Annotated in this window: 14 protein-coding genes and 1 pseudogene; 7 read left to right on the top strand and 8 right to left on the bottom strand. The window is 43.8% G+C overall.

Features of this window, described 5'->3' with window-relative positions; translation table 11 throughout:
- The first annotated feature begins 80 nt into the window (after window positions 1-80).
- Window positions 81-461 (top strand): hypothetical protein, encoded by a 381-nt coding sequence (locus FTT87_RS00860; protein WP_086195159.1) that lies wholly within the window; start codon window positions 81-83, stop codon window positions 459-461.
- A 58-nt stretch (window positions 462-519) separates the two neighbouring features.
- On the opposite strand, the gene FTT87_RS00855 is transcribed toward FTT87_RS00860, so the two are convergent.
- From FTT87_RS00855 to FTT87_RS00830, 6 genes are all read right to left on the bottom strand, one after another.
- Window positions 520-2,196 (bottom strand): AMP-binding protein, encoded by a 1,677-nt coding sequence (locus FTT87_RS00855; protein WP_086195158.1) that lies wholly within the window; start codon window positions 2,194-2,196, stop codon window positions 520-522.
- A gap of 148 nt (window positions 2,197-2,344) precedes the next feature.
- Entirely contained in the window at window positions 2,345-4,564 is a 2,220-nt protein-coding gene (parC, locus tag FTT87_RS00850) for a DNA topoisomerase IV subunit A (protein WP_086195157.1), read from the bottom strand.
- Window positions 4,565-4,728: 164 nt separating this feature from the next.
- Window positions 4,729-6,048 (bottom strand): MFS transporter, encoded by a 1,320-nt coding sequence (locus tag FTT87_RS00845; RefSeq protein WP_086195156.1) that lies wholly within the window; start codon window positions 6,046-6,048, stop codon window positions 4,729-4,731.
- Between the two features lie 135 nt (window positions 6,049-6,183).
- A complete protein-coding gene (locus FTT87_RS00840; RefSeq protein ID WP_086195155.1) occupies window positions 6,184-6,828 on the bottom strand; it encodes a trimeric intracellular cation channel family protein in 645 nt (214 codons plus the stop codon).
- Window positions 6,829-6,888: 60 nt separating this feature from the next.
- Entirely contained in the window at window positions 6,889-7,356 is a 468-nt protein-coding gene (locus FTT87_RS00835) for a YchJ family protein (protein ID WP_180174158.1), read from the bottom strand.
- A gap of 361 nt (window positions 7,357-7,717) precedes the next feature.
- A complete protein-coding gene (locus tag FTT87_RS00830) occupies window positions 7,718-9,295 on the bottom strand; it encodes a TerC family protein (RefSeq protein ID WP_086195153.1) in 1,578 nt (525 codons plus the stop codon).
- A 341-nt stretch (window positions 9,296-9,636) separates the two neighbouring features.
- Here FTT87_RS00830 and FTT87_RS00825 point away from each other — a divergent pair, with 341 nt between their 5' ends.
- The 6 genes from FTT87_RS00825 (at window position 9,637) to FTT87_RS00800 (ending at window position 15,046) form a co-directional block, all read left to right on the top strand.
- On the top strand, window positions 9,637-10,257 hold the full coding sequence (locus tag FTT87_RS00825; RefSeq protein WP_180042635.1) for a TIGR00730 family Rossman fold protein: 621 nt from the start codon (window positions 9,637-9,639) through the stop codon (window positions 10,255-10,257).
- A gap of 125 nt (window positions 10,258-10,382) precedes the next feature.
- Complete coding sequence (gene mdtD / locus FTT87_RS00820; protein ID WP_180174157.1) at window positions 10,383-11,774, top strand: multidrug transporter subunit MdtD; 1,392 nt, start codon at window positions 10,383-10,385, stop codon at window positions 11,772-11,774.
- 80 nt (window positions 11,775-11,854) lie between these two features.
- Complete coding sequence (locus tag FTT87_RS00815; protein WP_180174156.1) at window positions 11,855-12,649, top strand: GH25 family lysozyme; 795 nt, start codon at window positions 11,855-11,857, stop codon at window positions 12,647-12,649.
- A 106-nt stretch (window positions 12,650-12,755) separates the two neighbouring features.
- Window positions 12,756-13,076 (top strand): MBL fold metallo-hydrolase, encoded by a 321-nt coding sequence (locus tag FTT87_RS00810; protein WP_180174155.1) that lies wholly within the window; start codon window positions 12,756-12,758, stop codon window positions 13,074-13,076.
- Window positions 13,077-13,123: 47 nt separating this feature from the next.
- Complete coding sequence (gene dinB, locus FTT87_RS00805; RefSeq protein ID WP_180174154.1) at window positions 13,124-14,179, top strand: DNA polymerase IV; 1,056 nt, start codon at window positions 13,124-13,126, stop codon at window positions 14,177-14,179.
- 507 nt (window positions 14,180-14,686) lie between these two features.
- Entirely contained in the window at window positions 14,687-15,046 is a 360-nt protein-coding gene (locus tag FTT87_RS00800) for a RidA family protein (RefSeq protein WP_180174153.1), read from the top strand.
- 44 nt (window positions 15,047-15,090) lie between these two features.
- On the opposite strand, the gene FTT87_RS00795 is transcribed toward FTT87_RS00800, so the two are convergent.
- Both FTT87_RS00795 and FTT87_RS00790 read right to left on the bottom strand, forming a co-directional pair.
- Window positions 15,091-15,636, bottom strand: coding sequence for a DUF2726 domain-containing protein (locus tag FTT87_RS00795; RefSeq protein WP_166169649.1), 546 nt, complete (start codon window positions 15,634-15,636; stop codon window positions 15,091-15,093).
- A gap of 351 nt (window positions 15,637-15,987) precedes the next feature.
- Window positions 15,988-16,107, bottom strand: a pseudogene (locus tag FTT87_RS00790) (IS30 family transposase); the annotation flags it as partial.

Below are 16,107 nucleotides of genomic sequence, written 5' to 3'. Positions count from 1 at the left end.
GCTGCCTATCATAGCATGGTGTTTTCGCAATATTTTTTGTAAATTATAGCGTTTTTATAAATGAGCAATAAGGATCCATAATGATCAATCCTGATCAAGAAAAAATGTTTGATGTACTCGAAAAGCAGCGCCAGCATCAACTTAAAGTGGATCGGGTACTCAAAATCGTATTGCCTATTACAGGATTTTTACTTGCAGTGGTGTGTGCCAATTTTAATAGGCTTTCCCTTATTTTTACCATTGTTATTTCAATTCTCGCACTTTGGATGGTGGGAATTAAACGTCAGGCCCTTTGGATATGGACTACAGTCGTTGCACTCTACTGTTTGCTCGATAATTTATATAGCTTTGGTGCATTTGATTTACAGCGATACATCTATCAATTTGGTAGCATCACGACCTTTCTATGGATTACTGGGATAGCACGTCCCTATATTGATCGATGGATGTTAAAAGATTAAAGCCTGGCCTATTTCCAAATAAAAAAGCGCCGTGATCGGCGCTTTTTTATTGCAGCATTTATGCAGTTTTACGCAAGTCTTTACGTAAGATTTTACCTACGTTGGACTTTGGTAATTCATCTATAAATTCAACATAACGTGGGCGTTTGTAGCCTGTTAAGTTCTCTTTAGCGAAAGCAAGCACTTCTTCTGTGGTGAGTGACGGATCTTTCTTCACCACAAACAGTTTAGGCACTTCACCTGATTTTTCATCCGGCACACCAATCGCAGCAACTTCCAATACTTTAGGATGCGTAGAAATTACTTCTTCAATTTCTGAAGGATAAACGTTGAAGCCCGACACCAGAATCATGTCTTTCTTACGATCGACAATCTTGATATAACCACGATCATCCATGATCCCAATATCACCGGTACGGAAGAAACCGTTAATCATCACTTTTTCAGTTTCATCTGGACGGTTCCAATAGCCTTTCATGACTTGTGGACCACGAATAGAGATTTCACCCTGTTCGCCAAGCGGCACTTCATTACCATCATCATCCAAAATTGCAACTTCAGTCAACGGTAATGGAATACCAATGGTACCGCTAAATTCAGTGGATTGCGGTGGATTGGCTGTTGCAACAGGTGAAGTTTCAGATAAACCGTAACCTTCAATAATATTGGTGCCAGTAATTTTCTTCCATGCTTCAGCAGTAGAAGGAAGGACTGCCATGCCGCCACCCATCGCCATTTTCAGTTTGCTATGGTCCAGCTGTCTAAATTCTTCATTGTTCACCAATGCATTAAACAGGGTATTCACTGCCGGGAAGAATGATGGCTGGTATTTACGCAGTTCTTTCATTACCGCAGGTAAGTCACGCGGGTTTGGAATAAGCACGTTGGCCTGACCTTTATACATGCCGTACAACGCACAGACCATGAAGGCAAAGATGTGATAGAGTGGCAAAGCACAGAAAATACGGTCATCCGGTTGCCCATCTTGAGCACCAAATTTACTTTGGAAAATACCGTCGCACTGCAACATGTTGGCAACCAGGTTACGGTGAGTCAGTTCAGCACCTTTAGAAACACCGGTAGTACCGCCAGTATATTGAAGTACAGCTGTATCACTGAGCGTAAGGTTTGGACGCTTATAATTGCTTGCGCTGACTTTAGACATTGCTGCATTAAAACGAATATGTCCTGGAATATTCCAAGCCGGAATTTGCTTACGCACTGAACGTAAAACAAAGTTGACTAATGTACCTTTTAAGGCACCCAACATATCACCCACAGAAGCCACTACCACATGCTTCACAGGGGTTTTACCAATAATTGCCTGGTAAACCGTTGCAAAGTTTTCAATAATAACCAGCACTTCAGAACCGGAGTCATTTAACTGATGCTCAAGTTCACGAGAAGTATAAAGCGGGTTGACGTTTACAAGCACTAAACCTGCGCGGAAAATCCCCAATGCGACAACAGGATATTGAAGTACGTTTGGCATCATCACCGCCACACGTGTACCCTTTGCCAAACCTAAACTTTGTAAATATGTTGCAAATTTACGGCTTGCTTCTTCCAGCTCACTAAAAGAGAGAACTTTATCCATAAAAATAAAGGCGTCACGTGAGCCAAATTTTTGGAAGTTGCGCTCAAACACATCAACCAATGAGGTATTTTCAGCCGGTAATTCTACAGTTTCTGGAATCCCTGTCTTTTGGTATTCAGCGAACCAAATCTTTTCCATAATGCCTATCACTCCAATCTTAATCCTTAGTTTTTAAACTATTTTTTTCTTTGCTGAACCTGGTTTTTTCCTTTTGTATTGTTCAACAAAGCATCCATTTGCACGAATTACACCATATATAGCCTATTTCATATCTGGGATGCTAGTTTTATCTTTGAATGAACAGTCTATTTGCTTTTTGATATCCTCGTGGTAAGAGTTGACCTTTAGTGCCTCGCTTACCGATATATTTTTGAAGATCATCACCTTTTAATTTTAATTGTTGCTGTCCAGCAACTACTTGAATTATTTCATCTAAATTCAACATTGTCATAGATACAATTTGATCTTTCGCCTCGAGTTGTATCAATTTATTACCTTTACCTTTGTTCAGGCTTGGTAATTCTGACAAATCGACAACCAGCATACGGCCTGCTGAACTGAGTAAGGCCACATGAGTCGCCTGTTCTATTGCTTGCAGTGGCATCGCCTTGCCATCTTCAGGCACAGTCAGAAAGGACTTCCCTGCCTTGGCATTGGTATCCAGTTGTTTCGCCTGGGTTTTAAAGCCATAACCTTTGGAACTCAAGGCCAAAATTTCAGCTTCATCCTCGGCAATAAACACCTGAATGAAACCTACACCGCTGGCGGGTGCAAGTTTAGAACTTAAAGGTTCACCCAAACCACGTGCCGAAGGTAAAGTGTTAATAGCCAGTGCATAACTACGACCGGTATCGTCCAGTACATAGACCCGTTGATTGGATTTACCTTGGGCATGGCTTAAATATTGGTCACCGGCCCGGAAATTCAGATTTTCGGCATCGACCTCATGGCCTTTAGCTGAACGGATCCAGCCCGCCTCAGACAACACCACAGTCACAGGATCGGCTGGCAACATGTCCTGTTCATTAATCGCCAATGCTTCGGCGCGGCGTACAATAGGCGAACGGCGGTCATCACCAAACTTTTTCGCATCTTCTTTAAGTTCATTAATAATCAATGCTTTTAAAGATTCAGGATTGGCCAGCTGCTCGCGGATAATGGCCGCACGTGCTTCCAGTTCTTCCTGTTCGCGGCGCATTTCCATTTCTTCAAGTCTGGCCAAATGACGTAACTTGAGTTCTAAAATGGCTTCAGCCTGAATTTCATCAATATTGAAATGAGACATCAGCACCGGTTTGGGCTGATCTTCCTCACGAATAATCCGAATCACTTCATCAATATTTAAGTAGGCAATAATCAAGCCGACCAGGATATGCAGACGCTTTTCAATTTTATTTAAATGATATTGCAGGCGGCGCGTTACCGTATTTTTACGAATCTCGATCCATTCCAGCAAAATGCGGCGAATCGATTTCACTTGCGGACGGCCATCGGCACCAATCATGTTCATGTTGACGCGATAGCTGGATTCCAGATCGGTCGTTGCAAATAAGTGACTCATCACTGCTTCGGCATCAATCCGGTTAGAACGTAATACAATCACCAGACGGGTCGGATTTTGATGATCCGATTCGTCACGCAGGTCACTAACCAAAGGCAATTTTTTCGCCTGCATCTGATCGGCAATCTGGGTAATCACTTTAGAACCCGACACCTGATACGGTAAGTCGGTAATCACGATTTCATTTTTTTCTATTTTATAAACCGCACGCATACGGTAACTGCCACGTCCTGTGGTCTGCAGTTTGAGCAGTTCTTCAGGGGCAGTAATAATTTCGGCTTTGGTCGGCAAATCCGGGGCTGGAATATATTCCGCCACTTTTTCATCGCTTAAATTTGGATTACGGATCAGCGCGATGGTGCCTTTAATCACTTCACGCAAGTTATGCGGTGGAATATCGGTCGCCATCCCCACAGCAATGCCTGTAGTACCATTTAGTAAGATATTCGGTACACGTGCTGGCAAATTCACCGGTTCTTTCATTGAACCATCGAAGTTGTCCTGCCAATCACAGGTGCCTTGACCCAATTCAGACAACAGCACTTCACTATAAAGCGAAAGTTTGGCTTCGGTATAACGCATTGCTGCAAAAGATTTCGGATCATCGGGTGAACCCCAGTTACCTTGACCTTCAATAAAAGGATAACGGTAACTGAATGGCTGTGCCATCAGTACCATCGCTTCATAACAGGCAGAGTCACCATGCGGATGGTATTTACCCAGCACATCCCCCACGGTACGGGCCGATTTTTTCGGTTTACCGCTATACTTTAAGCCCAATTCACTCATGGCGAAGACAATACGGCGCTGTACTGGTTTTAAACCGTCACTGATATGCGGCAATGCACGGTCCATAATCACGTACATGGCATAGTTAAGGTAAGCTTGTTCAGTAAATTCGGCTACGGAACGATTTTCTGTCGCATGATGCACAAGGCTGGTCATAAAAGCGTGAAATCCTAAATAATTCGTTTTTGTATCTACGTTGTTATGCTATGTCGCAGCTGCGGACTACACAAGGGCAGTAACCCACACTCTGCGACAAATTGTGTCTTATGGACTAAAAATATCCATTTTATAAGGGCCAATCAACCCAAAAATCAGCAATTTTATAAACCAATCGACTCTAAAGTTTTACCTTTGGTTTCTTCACCCAGCAGCAGGATAATCAGTGCCACGGCAATTAAAACGGCGGTAAACATCATAAAGACATAGCTGAAACCATGGTCGAGCACCATTATATGGGTGACAGCAAATGGCGCGAAAATACCACCAATACGGCCAATCGCCCCGGCCCAGCCTGAACCGAAGGCACGGATATTGGCTGGATACTGTTCTGGGGTATAAGTGTATAAAACACCCCAAGCCCCCAAATTAAAGAAGGACATCAAACAGCCCCACAGCACAATCTGGGTCACATTGTCGGATTGACCAAAGAAGTAGGCAGAGACCGCACACATGGCAATGAAACCGGCCAATGTTGCCTTACGTCCCAGTTTTTCCACCAGCCATGCCGCGGCAATATAACCCGGCAACTGGGCCAGAATCATCACCAATACATACTCAAAAGACTTCACAATGGTATAGCCTTCTTTGACCAGTAAACTTGGCAGCCAGGTAAAAATACCGTAGTAGGAAAATACAATACCAAACCAGATCAGCCACAGCATCAGGGTACGGCGGGCAAAAATGCCGGACCAGAGTTGAGAGAAGCTAATATCATGCTTTTCGGCCACCGGTTTGACTTCAAAAATTTCAATCACTTCCACGCCACATTGTGCTTCAATTTTTTTCACCAAAGCATGCGCTTCTTTATGTCGACCGCGGTTAATTAAGTAAGGCACCGATTCTGGCACCATTTTCCAGATCACGATGGCATACAGCGCAGGAATCCCCCCAATCAGAAAGGCAGCATGCCAGCCAAAATCTGGAATCACAAACCGCGAAACCAGTGCTGCCACCAGCCAGCCCAAACCCCAAAAACTTTCCAGCAGCACAATAAAGCGGCCACGGACATGGGCAGGAATATACTCACTCACCAGCGTCACCGCCACCGGTAGCTGACCACCCAGTCCAAGCCCGACTATGAAACGGAACACCAGCAGCCAGCTCAGGTTCGGTGCAAAGGCACAAGCCGCGGTTGCCAGACTATAAATCACCAGGGTTGAAGCAAAAACCGTTTTACGCCCCCAGCGATCGGCAAGAGCTCCCGAACACACTGCCCCAATAGCCATTCCAATAAAACCAATGGAAACCACCCAGCTTTTATCATCCGGCGTCATGGCCCAGTCTTCCGCCATTTTGGCCAAAATAAAGGAAATCAATCCGGTATCCATGGCATCAAACATCCAGCCCAGACCAATCACCCATAGCAAGGTATAGTGAAACTTACCAATCGGTAAACGTTGTATACGTGAGACTAAATCCATAACAAGAGCTCTGATTTGGTGAAAGAATGCATGCTGCTTTCCCAACAGGATTTATAATTGTATTAATTTTTATACGCCAATTTGCAGATGATGACCGCTCATTTCGTCGGTCATTCATCATATTAAGGCAATATTCTAGGAAGCATCTTTGGAGGATGCGGACTGGTCGTCGTCATCTTTATAAATAAATTTCGGCATTTCCAGACCAAAATAGATAGCGATGCAGCGTAAAGAGAAACCGAAGATTAAGGTGGAAATGACAGTGATTTCTAGAGAGAAACCAATATCCTGACAAATCCAGTAACAGATCACGGAAACAAAAGAAATACTGGCATACAGTTCACGGCGGAATACCAGTGGCACATCATTACACAGAATATCGCGCAAAATGCCGCCGGAAACTCCGGTTAACACCCCGGCAACCGCGGAAACCACAAAACCATGCCCCATCTGCAAGGCAATCTGGCAGCCAATGATGGTAAAACCGATTAAACCCAGGGCATCGAGAATCAGGAAAATAGAACGTAAATGGCGCATCCATTTGGCTATCAGAATGGTGACAAAGGCTGCGCAGCAGGTCAGGACCAGATATTCCGGATGCTTCACCCAGGTCAGAGGATAGTGCCCAAGCAGTACATCGCGAACCGAGCCACCACCCAGTGCAGTCACACAGGCAATCAGCGTTACCCCAAACCAGTCCATACTGCGCCGACCTGCCGACAGTGCCCCTGTCATGGCTTCAGCCGTAATTGCGATAATATAGATGACCAATAGCAACATTGCCCTGATTCCCCTGAGGGTAATTGATGCGCGCTATTCTAAGGCAAATTTAGCGGAAAATTACAGATATTGTGCACAACATTGCTTAAATTTTTTCCCTGAACCGCAAATACACGGCTGTTTCATCGTAATATTCATTGTGGTTGTCGGATCAAGGAAATACCATGCGCCTTCATGCTTTACAAAATGGGAAATTTCATGATGAACCTGTGCTTGCTGACCATCATGATAATGCGCCTTAAATTCAACCTGGGCATGGTGCTTGTCCAGTTTTTCCCGGGCCTGAACGACTTCCAGCTTGAGCCACTGATTGGCCTTGCTCCAGTCACGAATTGCCGCCACATCCAGCACCTGTTGCTGGCCTAAGGCTGTGGTTTTCACAATATAGTCAATTTCATGCCGAGCAAAGGCACTATAACGCGAACGCATCAATTGTTCTGCACTTTGTGCTTTGAGCTGCCCCAAATGCAAGGGCTGGCAACAGCGGGCATACTCTCCTGCACCACATGGACACTTTGCTTCTGACATCAATTTTTTCCAACTTAGATTAGGGTCTGTTAACACTTCGTCTATGTTTGCGACTACGAGTATTTTTTAGAGGATACAAGGCGTGAACTACAAAATTTAGTCATTCTAAATGCGTAGTTCACAACGACGTAGCGTCAAAAAATACTCTAGTCCCGAAGGGTTGTGGCTAAAATTATCCCAGACTTCGTTATGAAATTTAAAAATGGAACCACCATTCTTTGCATTTCATTCCTTGTCTGATCAATTTTAGCCTACAACGCAAGCCATTTATGAAATGTCAACAGACCCTCATAATCAAATAGCCCGACAATGCGGGCTATTTTAATTCAATCTCAATAAAGATCATCTGTGCAGGATGAAATTAATCTTCTGTCTGATTTTGATTGAGCGGGATGATATGAACCTTATCAATTTTATGGCCATTCATCGTCACCACTTCAAAAATATGTTTATCTGCCTGCAATTTGGCACCACTTTCCGGCAAACGCCCCAGATGGAACAGGATATAACCGGACAAGGTTGAATACTGTTCAGACTCATCTACCAGATCACGGTTTAACAACAAGGAAACATGACGAATATCGGTAGAACCTTCCAGGATTAAAGTCCCGTCTTCCAGACTTTCTGCAGCTGTTTCAAATTCATCTTCATCAGGGAATTCACCGGCAATCGCTTCAAGCACATCAATCGGGGTAGCAAGCCCTTCAATCGAACCGTATTCATTCAGTACAATCGCCATTTGCAGCGGTGCCTGACGCAACTGTTCCATTACCATCAACACCTGGGCATTTTCATGTACAATCACCGGCTCGCGTAAATGCGCTTCAAAATTCAGTTTTCCAGTTTCGATGTAGTCGTTCATGACTTTATGGGTCAGCACTATACCGGCAATATTGTCCAGTTCACCATGTGCCACAATCAAACGTGAATGGGTCATGCTTAATAACTGTTCTTTAATGGAGGCTTCATCTTCATCCAGATCAATCCATTCCAGTTCCGGACGCGGCGTCATCACCGATTTCACCGGCCGTTCCGACAGCCCCAGCACACCTTGCACTAGCACACTGTGGTAAACTCCGTTCTCTTCATTAAAGACTTCATCGGCAAAGGCACGGGTCGCCAGCACATCTTCGGCTTCATTGTTTTGCGATTCACTTTTCCCCCCGAGCATACGCATAACCGCAGAAGCAGTACGGTAACGCAGGTCCGTCGTGGTCACCATGCGCTCCTGATTACGGCGCATGGTCTGGTTGATAAATTCCACCACCACAGAGAAACCAATCGCCGCGTATAAATAGCCTTTAGGAATATGGAAACCAAAGCCTTCAACAATCAGTGAAAAGCCGATCATCATCAGAAAGCCGAGGCACAGAATCACCACGGTCGGATGTCTGTTGACAAAGGTCATTAGCGGTTTAGATGCCCACAGCATGATGCCGACTGCAATCACCACCGCAATCATCATCACCGACAGGTCTTTGACCATGCCGACTGCGGTAATCACGCTATCCAGAGAGAATACGGCATCCAGTACCACAATCTGAACGATCACCATCCAGAATGCGGCATGCACCGGGTTTTCTTCTTTCTGCGGCTGAGCGCCTTCTATGCGCTCATGCAATTCCATGGTGCCTTTAAATAACAGGAAGACACCACCAAACAGCAGAATCAGGTCACGGCCGGAAAAAGGATGATCCAAAACATGGAACAGTGGCTGGGTCAAGGTCACCACCCAGGCAATAGATGCAAGTAAAATCAACCGCATACACAAAGCCATAATCAAGCCGACGATACGGCCTGCATTACGCTGTTCTGGGGGCAGTTTTTCCGCCAAAATGGCAATAAAAACCAGGTTGTCGATACCCAGTACAATTTCTAGAACCACTAAAGTTGCCAGTCCAATCCATGCTGATGGATCTGACATCCATTCCAAGATCATTGGATATTCTCCTGTGCAGGATGATGAGGGACTGATTTTAGAAGGTTCATATTAAAATCGCTGAATATGCGATGAACAGCATGCTGTATATTTTTTTCAGAAGCATTGAAGTGTTCAGAGTGAGGACAACCACTACCCATGTTAATTCATTTGTTGGAAAACAGATTTTTAGTATAGCAAGATGAAGTAGAAATTCATCCTCTTTTCCTCACTGCGCTGTTTTTTGCTCACCCAATTTCAACAAATCTTTGCAAGGTTGGTATAAGGCTGATCACGACCTGTCATATTTAACAGTTAAGCTAGAGACTGAAAAAATAAAATGCTATGGTAAAAATATAATGATGAACAGTGTATTAAAAATGACTCCCAAACATAACAATCCTACTCCCAAAACAACTCAACCTTTAATTGCACTCTACTGTGGTTCACGTTCAGGCAATAAACCAATTTATCAGGAAAAAGCCGTAGCTTTGGCTCAGGCACTGGCGGATCTAGGTTTCGGCATGGTCTATGGTGGCGCAAGTATAGGCCTCATGGGGCAAGTGGCTGATGCCGTCAGACAGCGTGGCGGTGAAACCGTCGGGGTGATCCCTGAATTTATGCTGGATTATGAAATTGCGCATCATCAGCTCACCGAATTACACATTGTACACAGCATGCATGAACGCAAGGCCATGATGGCTGAGCGTGCCAGTGCTTTTGTCGCTTTACCCGGGGGTTTGGGCACGTTTGAAGAAATTCTGGAAATTGCCACTTGGGGACAGTTAAATCAGCACCAGAAACCGATGATGCTCTATAATGTGAATGGCTTTTATGATGCCCTAGTGAGCCAGCTGGATCATGCGGTCAGTGAAGGCTTTTTACCGCCGCAGCATCGGGCCAAACTGATTATCTGCAATCATGCCGATCAGATTCTCAATGCCATTAAAAATCTGGATGCACCACAACACTTTGCCATTTAAGTCCAAGCCAGGACATAAAAAACGAACTCCAGACAGTGCTGTCCCATAATGGATAGCACAACTTTTTCTTACACCACTTTAAACGGATTGCTTTAAACTCTGTAAAAAATCACTTTAATATTTTTATGAACGCCACTCCTTCGCATCAAGCCCTACAACCTGAATTCCGCCTGTTAGTGTTGTTGGTATCGATCGGTTTTTTTATGCAAGGTTTGGATACCACCATTGTCAATACGGCAATTCCAGCCATGGCAGCCAATCTCGCTGAAGATCCGCTACAAATGCATAGCGTGGTGGTGGCCTACGTGCTTTCGGTAGCAGCCTGTATTCCTTTAAGCGGATGGCTGGCCGACCGTTTTGGTGTGCGTAATACCTACTTTACGGCCATTATTATTTTTACCTTGGCATCACTGGGCTGCGGACTGTCCAGCAGTTTAAACCAGCTGCTCTTTTATCGGGTCATTCAGGGCATTGGCGGTGCATTGTTACTTCCTGTAGGCCGGCTGGCGATGCTCAAGGTCATTCCGCGTACACAGTTTTTATCTGCAATGAGCTTGATGAGTTTAGCTGGTCTGATGGGTCCCTTGATTGGTCCGACCTTGGGCGGATGGATGGTCGAAGTGACAACATGGCACTGGATTTTTTTAATTAATATTCCGATGGGGCTGTTAGGGGTTCTGATTACCTTTAAGGCCATGCCGAACGTCACTGAACCTGCTGTCAAATCTTTTGATTTTTCAGGTTTTATCTTGCTGGTGATTGCCATGGTGGGACTTTCACTGGGCATTGAAAATTTTGCCAGCCCCCATCAATCGCTATGGTGGAGTATAGGTCTGGTACTTGCGGGTGTCTTGGCAGCGATTATCTATGCCATTCATGCCCATACACATCACAATGCGCTGTTCCGCAGTACATTATTTAGCAATAAAATTTATGCTATAGGCATTATCGGTAATTTCTTTGCCCGCTTAGGCGGCAACGCGATACCTTTTTTAATTCCGCTGATGTTGCAGGTTGCCTTTGGCTTTGAGCCATTTATTACCGGTCTGTTGATGATTCCGACCGTACTGGGTTCTCTCGCCTCCAAGCCGATTATTCGCCAGATTATTCAACGCTTTGGGTATCGCCAGGTATTACTGGTCAATACATTATTGGTCGGAGCATGTATTGCCAGTTTTGCCCTCACTACGGCGGATACCCCAACTTGGTTAAGAGCCTTACATTTCTTTGTTTTCGGCATACTAAATTCTTTGCAGTTTGTCTCCATGAATACCCTGACCCTGAAGGATTTACCTCAGCAAGATGCCAGTAGTGGCAACAGCTTTTTGTCAATGATCATGATGGTATCGATGAGTATCGGCGTGGCTTTGGCCGGAACCTTGGTCAACCTGTTTACCGCCTATTTCGGTAGCGAGCAGATCGTGACAGCTTTCCATACCACACTGATTTTCCTCGGCTGCATTAATCTGATTACCGCAGCCATTTTCTGGCAAATTCCACGTCACACCCCGATATAATCAGATGCTATTACAAACAACGTGGTCTGAATGTTCAGATCGCGTTATCATGTGTTTGATAAATCACGCCTAAATTATCTATGTCTAATAAACGATTTGCCAAGCACCATCATCACAAACTGTATGCTTCTTGCATCGGCCTGTTGCTGAGCTGTGTTGCAATCGTATTGTATGTTTTTGTGTTTCATCATAATCCTGCTTCGGCACAGGAGTATCCAGTCAAAGGTTTTGACGTATCCCATCATCAGGGCGACATTCAATGGCAACAGATTTCACCCAAAACCTATCGATTTGTTTATCTGAAAGCTACCGAAGGTGGTGATTTTAAAGATCGAAAATTTCAGGATTACTGGCTGCAAGCCCGTGAACATGGTTTCACCGTGGGGGCCTATCATTTTTATCGTTTATGCAGGGATGGCGAAGTTCAGGCGCAAAATTTTATTGAAACCGTACCCAATAAAGCCAATGCCTTGCCTCCAGTAATTGATCTCGAATATGACAGCAACTGCATCAATACCTATACCAAGGAACAACTGCTAAAAGAAATTCAGGTCATGCATGACCGGCTGTATCAGCATTATGGCAAACAACCGATTTTCTATATTTCCAAAGCTTTCTATAACATTATTGTAGCGGGAGAGTTTGCAAAAACACCGCTCTGGGTCCGTGAATATCACAGCAAACCCGATTTAAAAGGCAAGCCAAAATGGCTGTTCTGGCAGCATACCAATCAGGGTACCATCAAGGGCATTAACAAAACCGTCGACTTAAATGTGTTTAATGGTGATGAGGATGACTGGACACGATTTTTAGAACGCAATGGAATCTATCCACTTAACAAGGTGGAAACTTTACAAAAAAAAATAATAAGATAACTCCATTTATATAATCACGATAAAAAAATAAAACTGCATAAAAACGGGAAATTTTTGGCAAATCAAAAAGGATTTTGAGTGGCGGGAGTAGGCATCAGCATACTCGTTGGAGTGGCTGCCGTGGTTCTACTACTGCAACCTTCAGGTCAAGTGTCTGATTTTCAAAAATGGCAATATCAGTCATCTGCAAAACTATCTGGATCAAACTCTGCGAACCTTAAAACCTAAAGTGGTAGTACCCATTCATTGGGATAATTTTTTCAAACCAATTAATCAGCCTTTGGAATTTTTACCTTATCTGGCAGATCACACCGAGCAAAGCCTCAAAATTCTGATTCAAGCAGCAGAACAACAACACACCCGTCTGGTTTTACTCAGTCAGCCTGTGTCGTATCCACTTGATCCTGCTCTACAATCTGACCCATGAAGATGAGATACTGAAGCCCAGCGCATACAGGCAGAGTTTGGGACTGCATGAGAAAAATCATTCACATCGATATGGATGCCTTTTTTGCATCTGTGGAACTCAAAGACCGACCGGAGTTAAAGCATTTGCCGGTGGTCGTGTCTTCCCATCATCCAAGGGCCGTGATTTGTGCAGCGTCCTACCCTGCGCGCGAGTTTGGATTGCGCTCTGCCATGTCGATGGCACAAGGCCGAAAGCTTTGTCCACACGTAGTGGTGATTGAACCCAATTTTGAAAAATACCGTGCCATCTCCGCCCAGATTCATCAGGTGTTCCAGCGTTACACGCCGCTGATTGAACCCTTATCTTTAGATGAAGCTTATCTGGATGTCACAGAAAATCTGCAAAATATTCCAAGTGCTACTGAAGTTGCGATGCGAATACGGGAAGATATTTTCAAAATTACAGGTTTAACCGCCTCTGCCGGGGTAGCACCCAATAAATTTTTAGCCAAAATTGCTTCAGACTGGAACAAACCGGATGGCATTTGTATCATTAAGCCCTCACAGGTGCAGCATTTTATTCAGAATTTACCGCTAAAAAAAATTCCCGGTGTGGGAAAAGTGATGCAAGAAAAGCTCAAGTTGCTGCAATTACAAACGCTGGGAGATTTACAAAAAATTGAGCAAAATGTGCTGGTTCAGCATTTTGGCAAATATGGCAAACGACTTTTTCTCTATGCCCAGGGTATTGATGAACGGCCTGTACAAGTTGAACGTGAACGCCAGCAAATTTCCAAGGAAACCACCTTTGATGATGACCTGACCTTAATACAATGCCAGAATGCTTGGCCTCGACTGATTGATCAGGTCTGGAACAGTCTAGAGCGCAAACAACTCTGTGCACGTGGGGTTTCGGCCAAACTCAAGCTAAAAAATTTTCAGGTCTTGCAACACAGCAAGAGTTTTAAACAGCCTTTGCAAAATCGGCAACAACTGGAACAGGTACTGCAACAGCTACTCATTGAAATGCATATTCCAGAACATTTTCAGTTTCGTCTCATTGGCGTTGGGCTGTACCAGCTTTCGGAGCAGCAAGATCAGTCACAGCTTTCTCTCTGGTAGAGTTTGCATGTTTTTCAACCAAAAGAATGAAATTAGACCAATTGATTACACACAAGTACGATTTTTGCGGTACTCTATGGGCGCGATACATTTATCCATGTAGACGCCGAGATGCTAAAAATCACCTTTACTTTTAGCATACTGTCCTGTGATTGGCGTGACGATCAAATCCGAATATTACAGGGCAACTCTGTTAAACCGCATGGTCCCTCGCTCGCATTTCTTCTGCATATATCTCTATAAATTCCTAAAAACAGCATATCTCCTACTGCACTGAAGCATTTTATACAAGCTACTCTCGATCACTCCGATTTGCTACGGTATCTTCTGCTGGTCCCTGTTATTTTAAAAATCTTTTTTGTGACAGTTTTAGCTTAACAATCACTGCTCGATAAGTGATTTACGCTCACAGCTCATGGCATTATGATGTTGCCATCTACCTGGCTGCAGGCTGTATGACCAAAATATAGCTCGCAGCAATTATGCCGAAAATAAAGGACTTATATTATGACAGTACAACGTCTGCATGTTGAAAAGCGCTTTTCTGAAATTGCCATTTCAGGCAACCTGGTACATCTGGCTGGTCAATTGGCTGCAGATACCACGCTGGATATTAAAGGTCAGACACGGCAAACCCTGGAAATTATTGATCGCTTGCTGGCGGATGCAGCTACAGACAAGAGCCAGATTATGTCTGTGACCATTTATTTAAAAGATATTGAAAATGACTATGCGGCGATGAATGAAATCTGGGATGCCTGGGTCGCTGATATTGAAGCCCTGCCTCGTACCTGTGTCGAGGCCAAGTTGTATGCTCCTGACGTTCTGGTAGAAATGACGGTTACTGCTGTTCGTGCATCGAATTAAAAGCCAAAAAATAAGCATGAACAGTCATTCATGCTTATAGTGATTTAACCTAACAGGCGGATTTTCTTTCGGCCCAAATCTGGATAAAAATCATACTTTTTTATTGAAACTTCTGTTAACTCATCTAGCTGAAAATCAGTAGGGTTTTCAATTAAAAAATCTTGTCTTAACTGAAAATATTCCGGTACATCTTCATAGCGAATCACCCGATACCCGGCCATCGCCAACAGCGCATCCTGATACTGGGCATTTTGCGGATGGCGTAAGGCCATGGGATCATCCAATGCAATAATCGCAAGCACCTGATGATGTTCATCCAGAATCACAAAATCTGCCACCATATTGCGATATTTATGGCGGGTACGGCTGTATTTGGTCGTCAACAAGGCATCAAATGAAACATGAGCCAACACGGTACTGCGCGGCAATATTTCTTTAAGGCGTGTAAATGTTATCTGTTCACTAATATTAAAAATAGCTCTTTGTTTTAAAGCACTATCTTGCTGTTTAGCACTACCTTCCAGACTTTTCCAAGCCTTCAACAGAATGCCAAACAGAAGTAAACTTCCGACCAAAATATAAATTATCATCCTCTTAATCCTTTAATTTTTTATAGTCTTTCCGGTGTCACACCGATGCTTGTTATCAACCTCAGTATACAACGCTTATTTTTATTAAATATTTCAAGCAAACGAACTGCATTTAATCATGACGAAAACATTATAAATGCTGACAAAAAGTTGCACTGATTTTATTTTTTACATCTATGCCTAGGATTCATCCATTATCTGACACCAAATTACTGTAGCGCAAGGCACAGTAGGGATGCAAGACTACTTTTGAATATTGTCCTACAATTCCGATGAGCTGTTTTCATTAGAGAGCTATTTAATTGAATGGTAAAAAAAGAACGCCTAAGCGTCCTTTTTTATTTGGCGGATTCAAGCGGCAAGTGCAACAGTATAAAAACCAGCCATAACTTCACTCGGTGTATACCAACCTAGTGTTTTTCTAGGACGATGGTTGAGTGCAAATTCTATCTGCTCTATTTGTTCGTTTGA

It is taken from the genome of Acinetobacter sp. YH01022, assembly GCF_013420235.1.
Classification (GTDB): Bacteria; Pseudomonadota; Gammaproteobacteria; order Pseudomonadales; family Moraxellaceae; genus Acinetobacter.
Note: the sequence above shows the minus strand (reverse complement) of the source record. Positions and strands in the feature narration are given on the sequence as shown.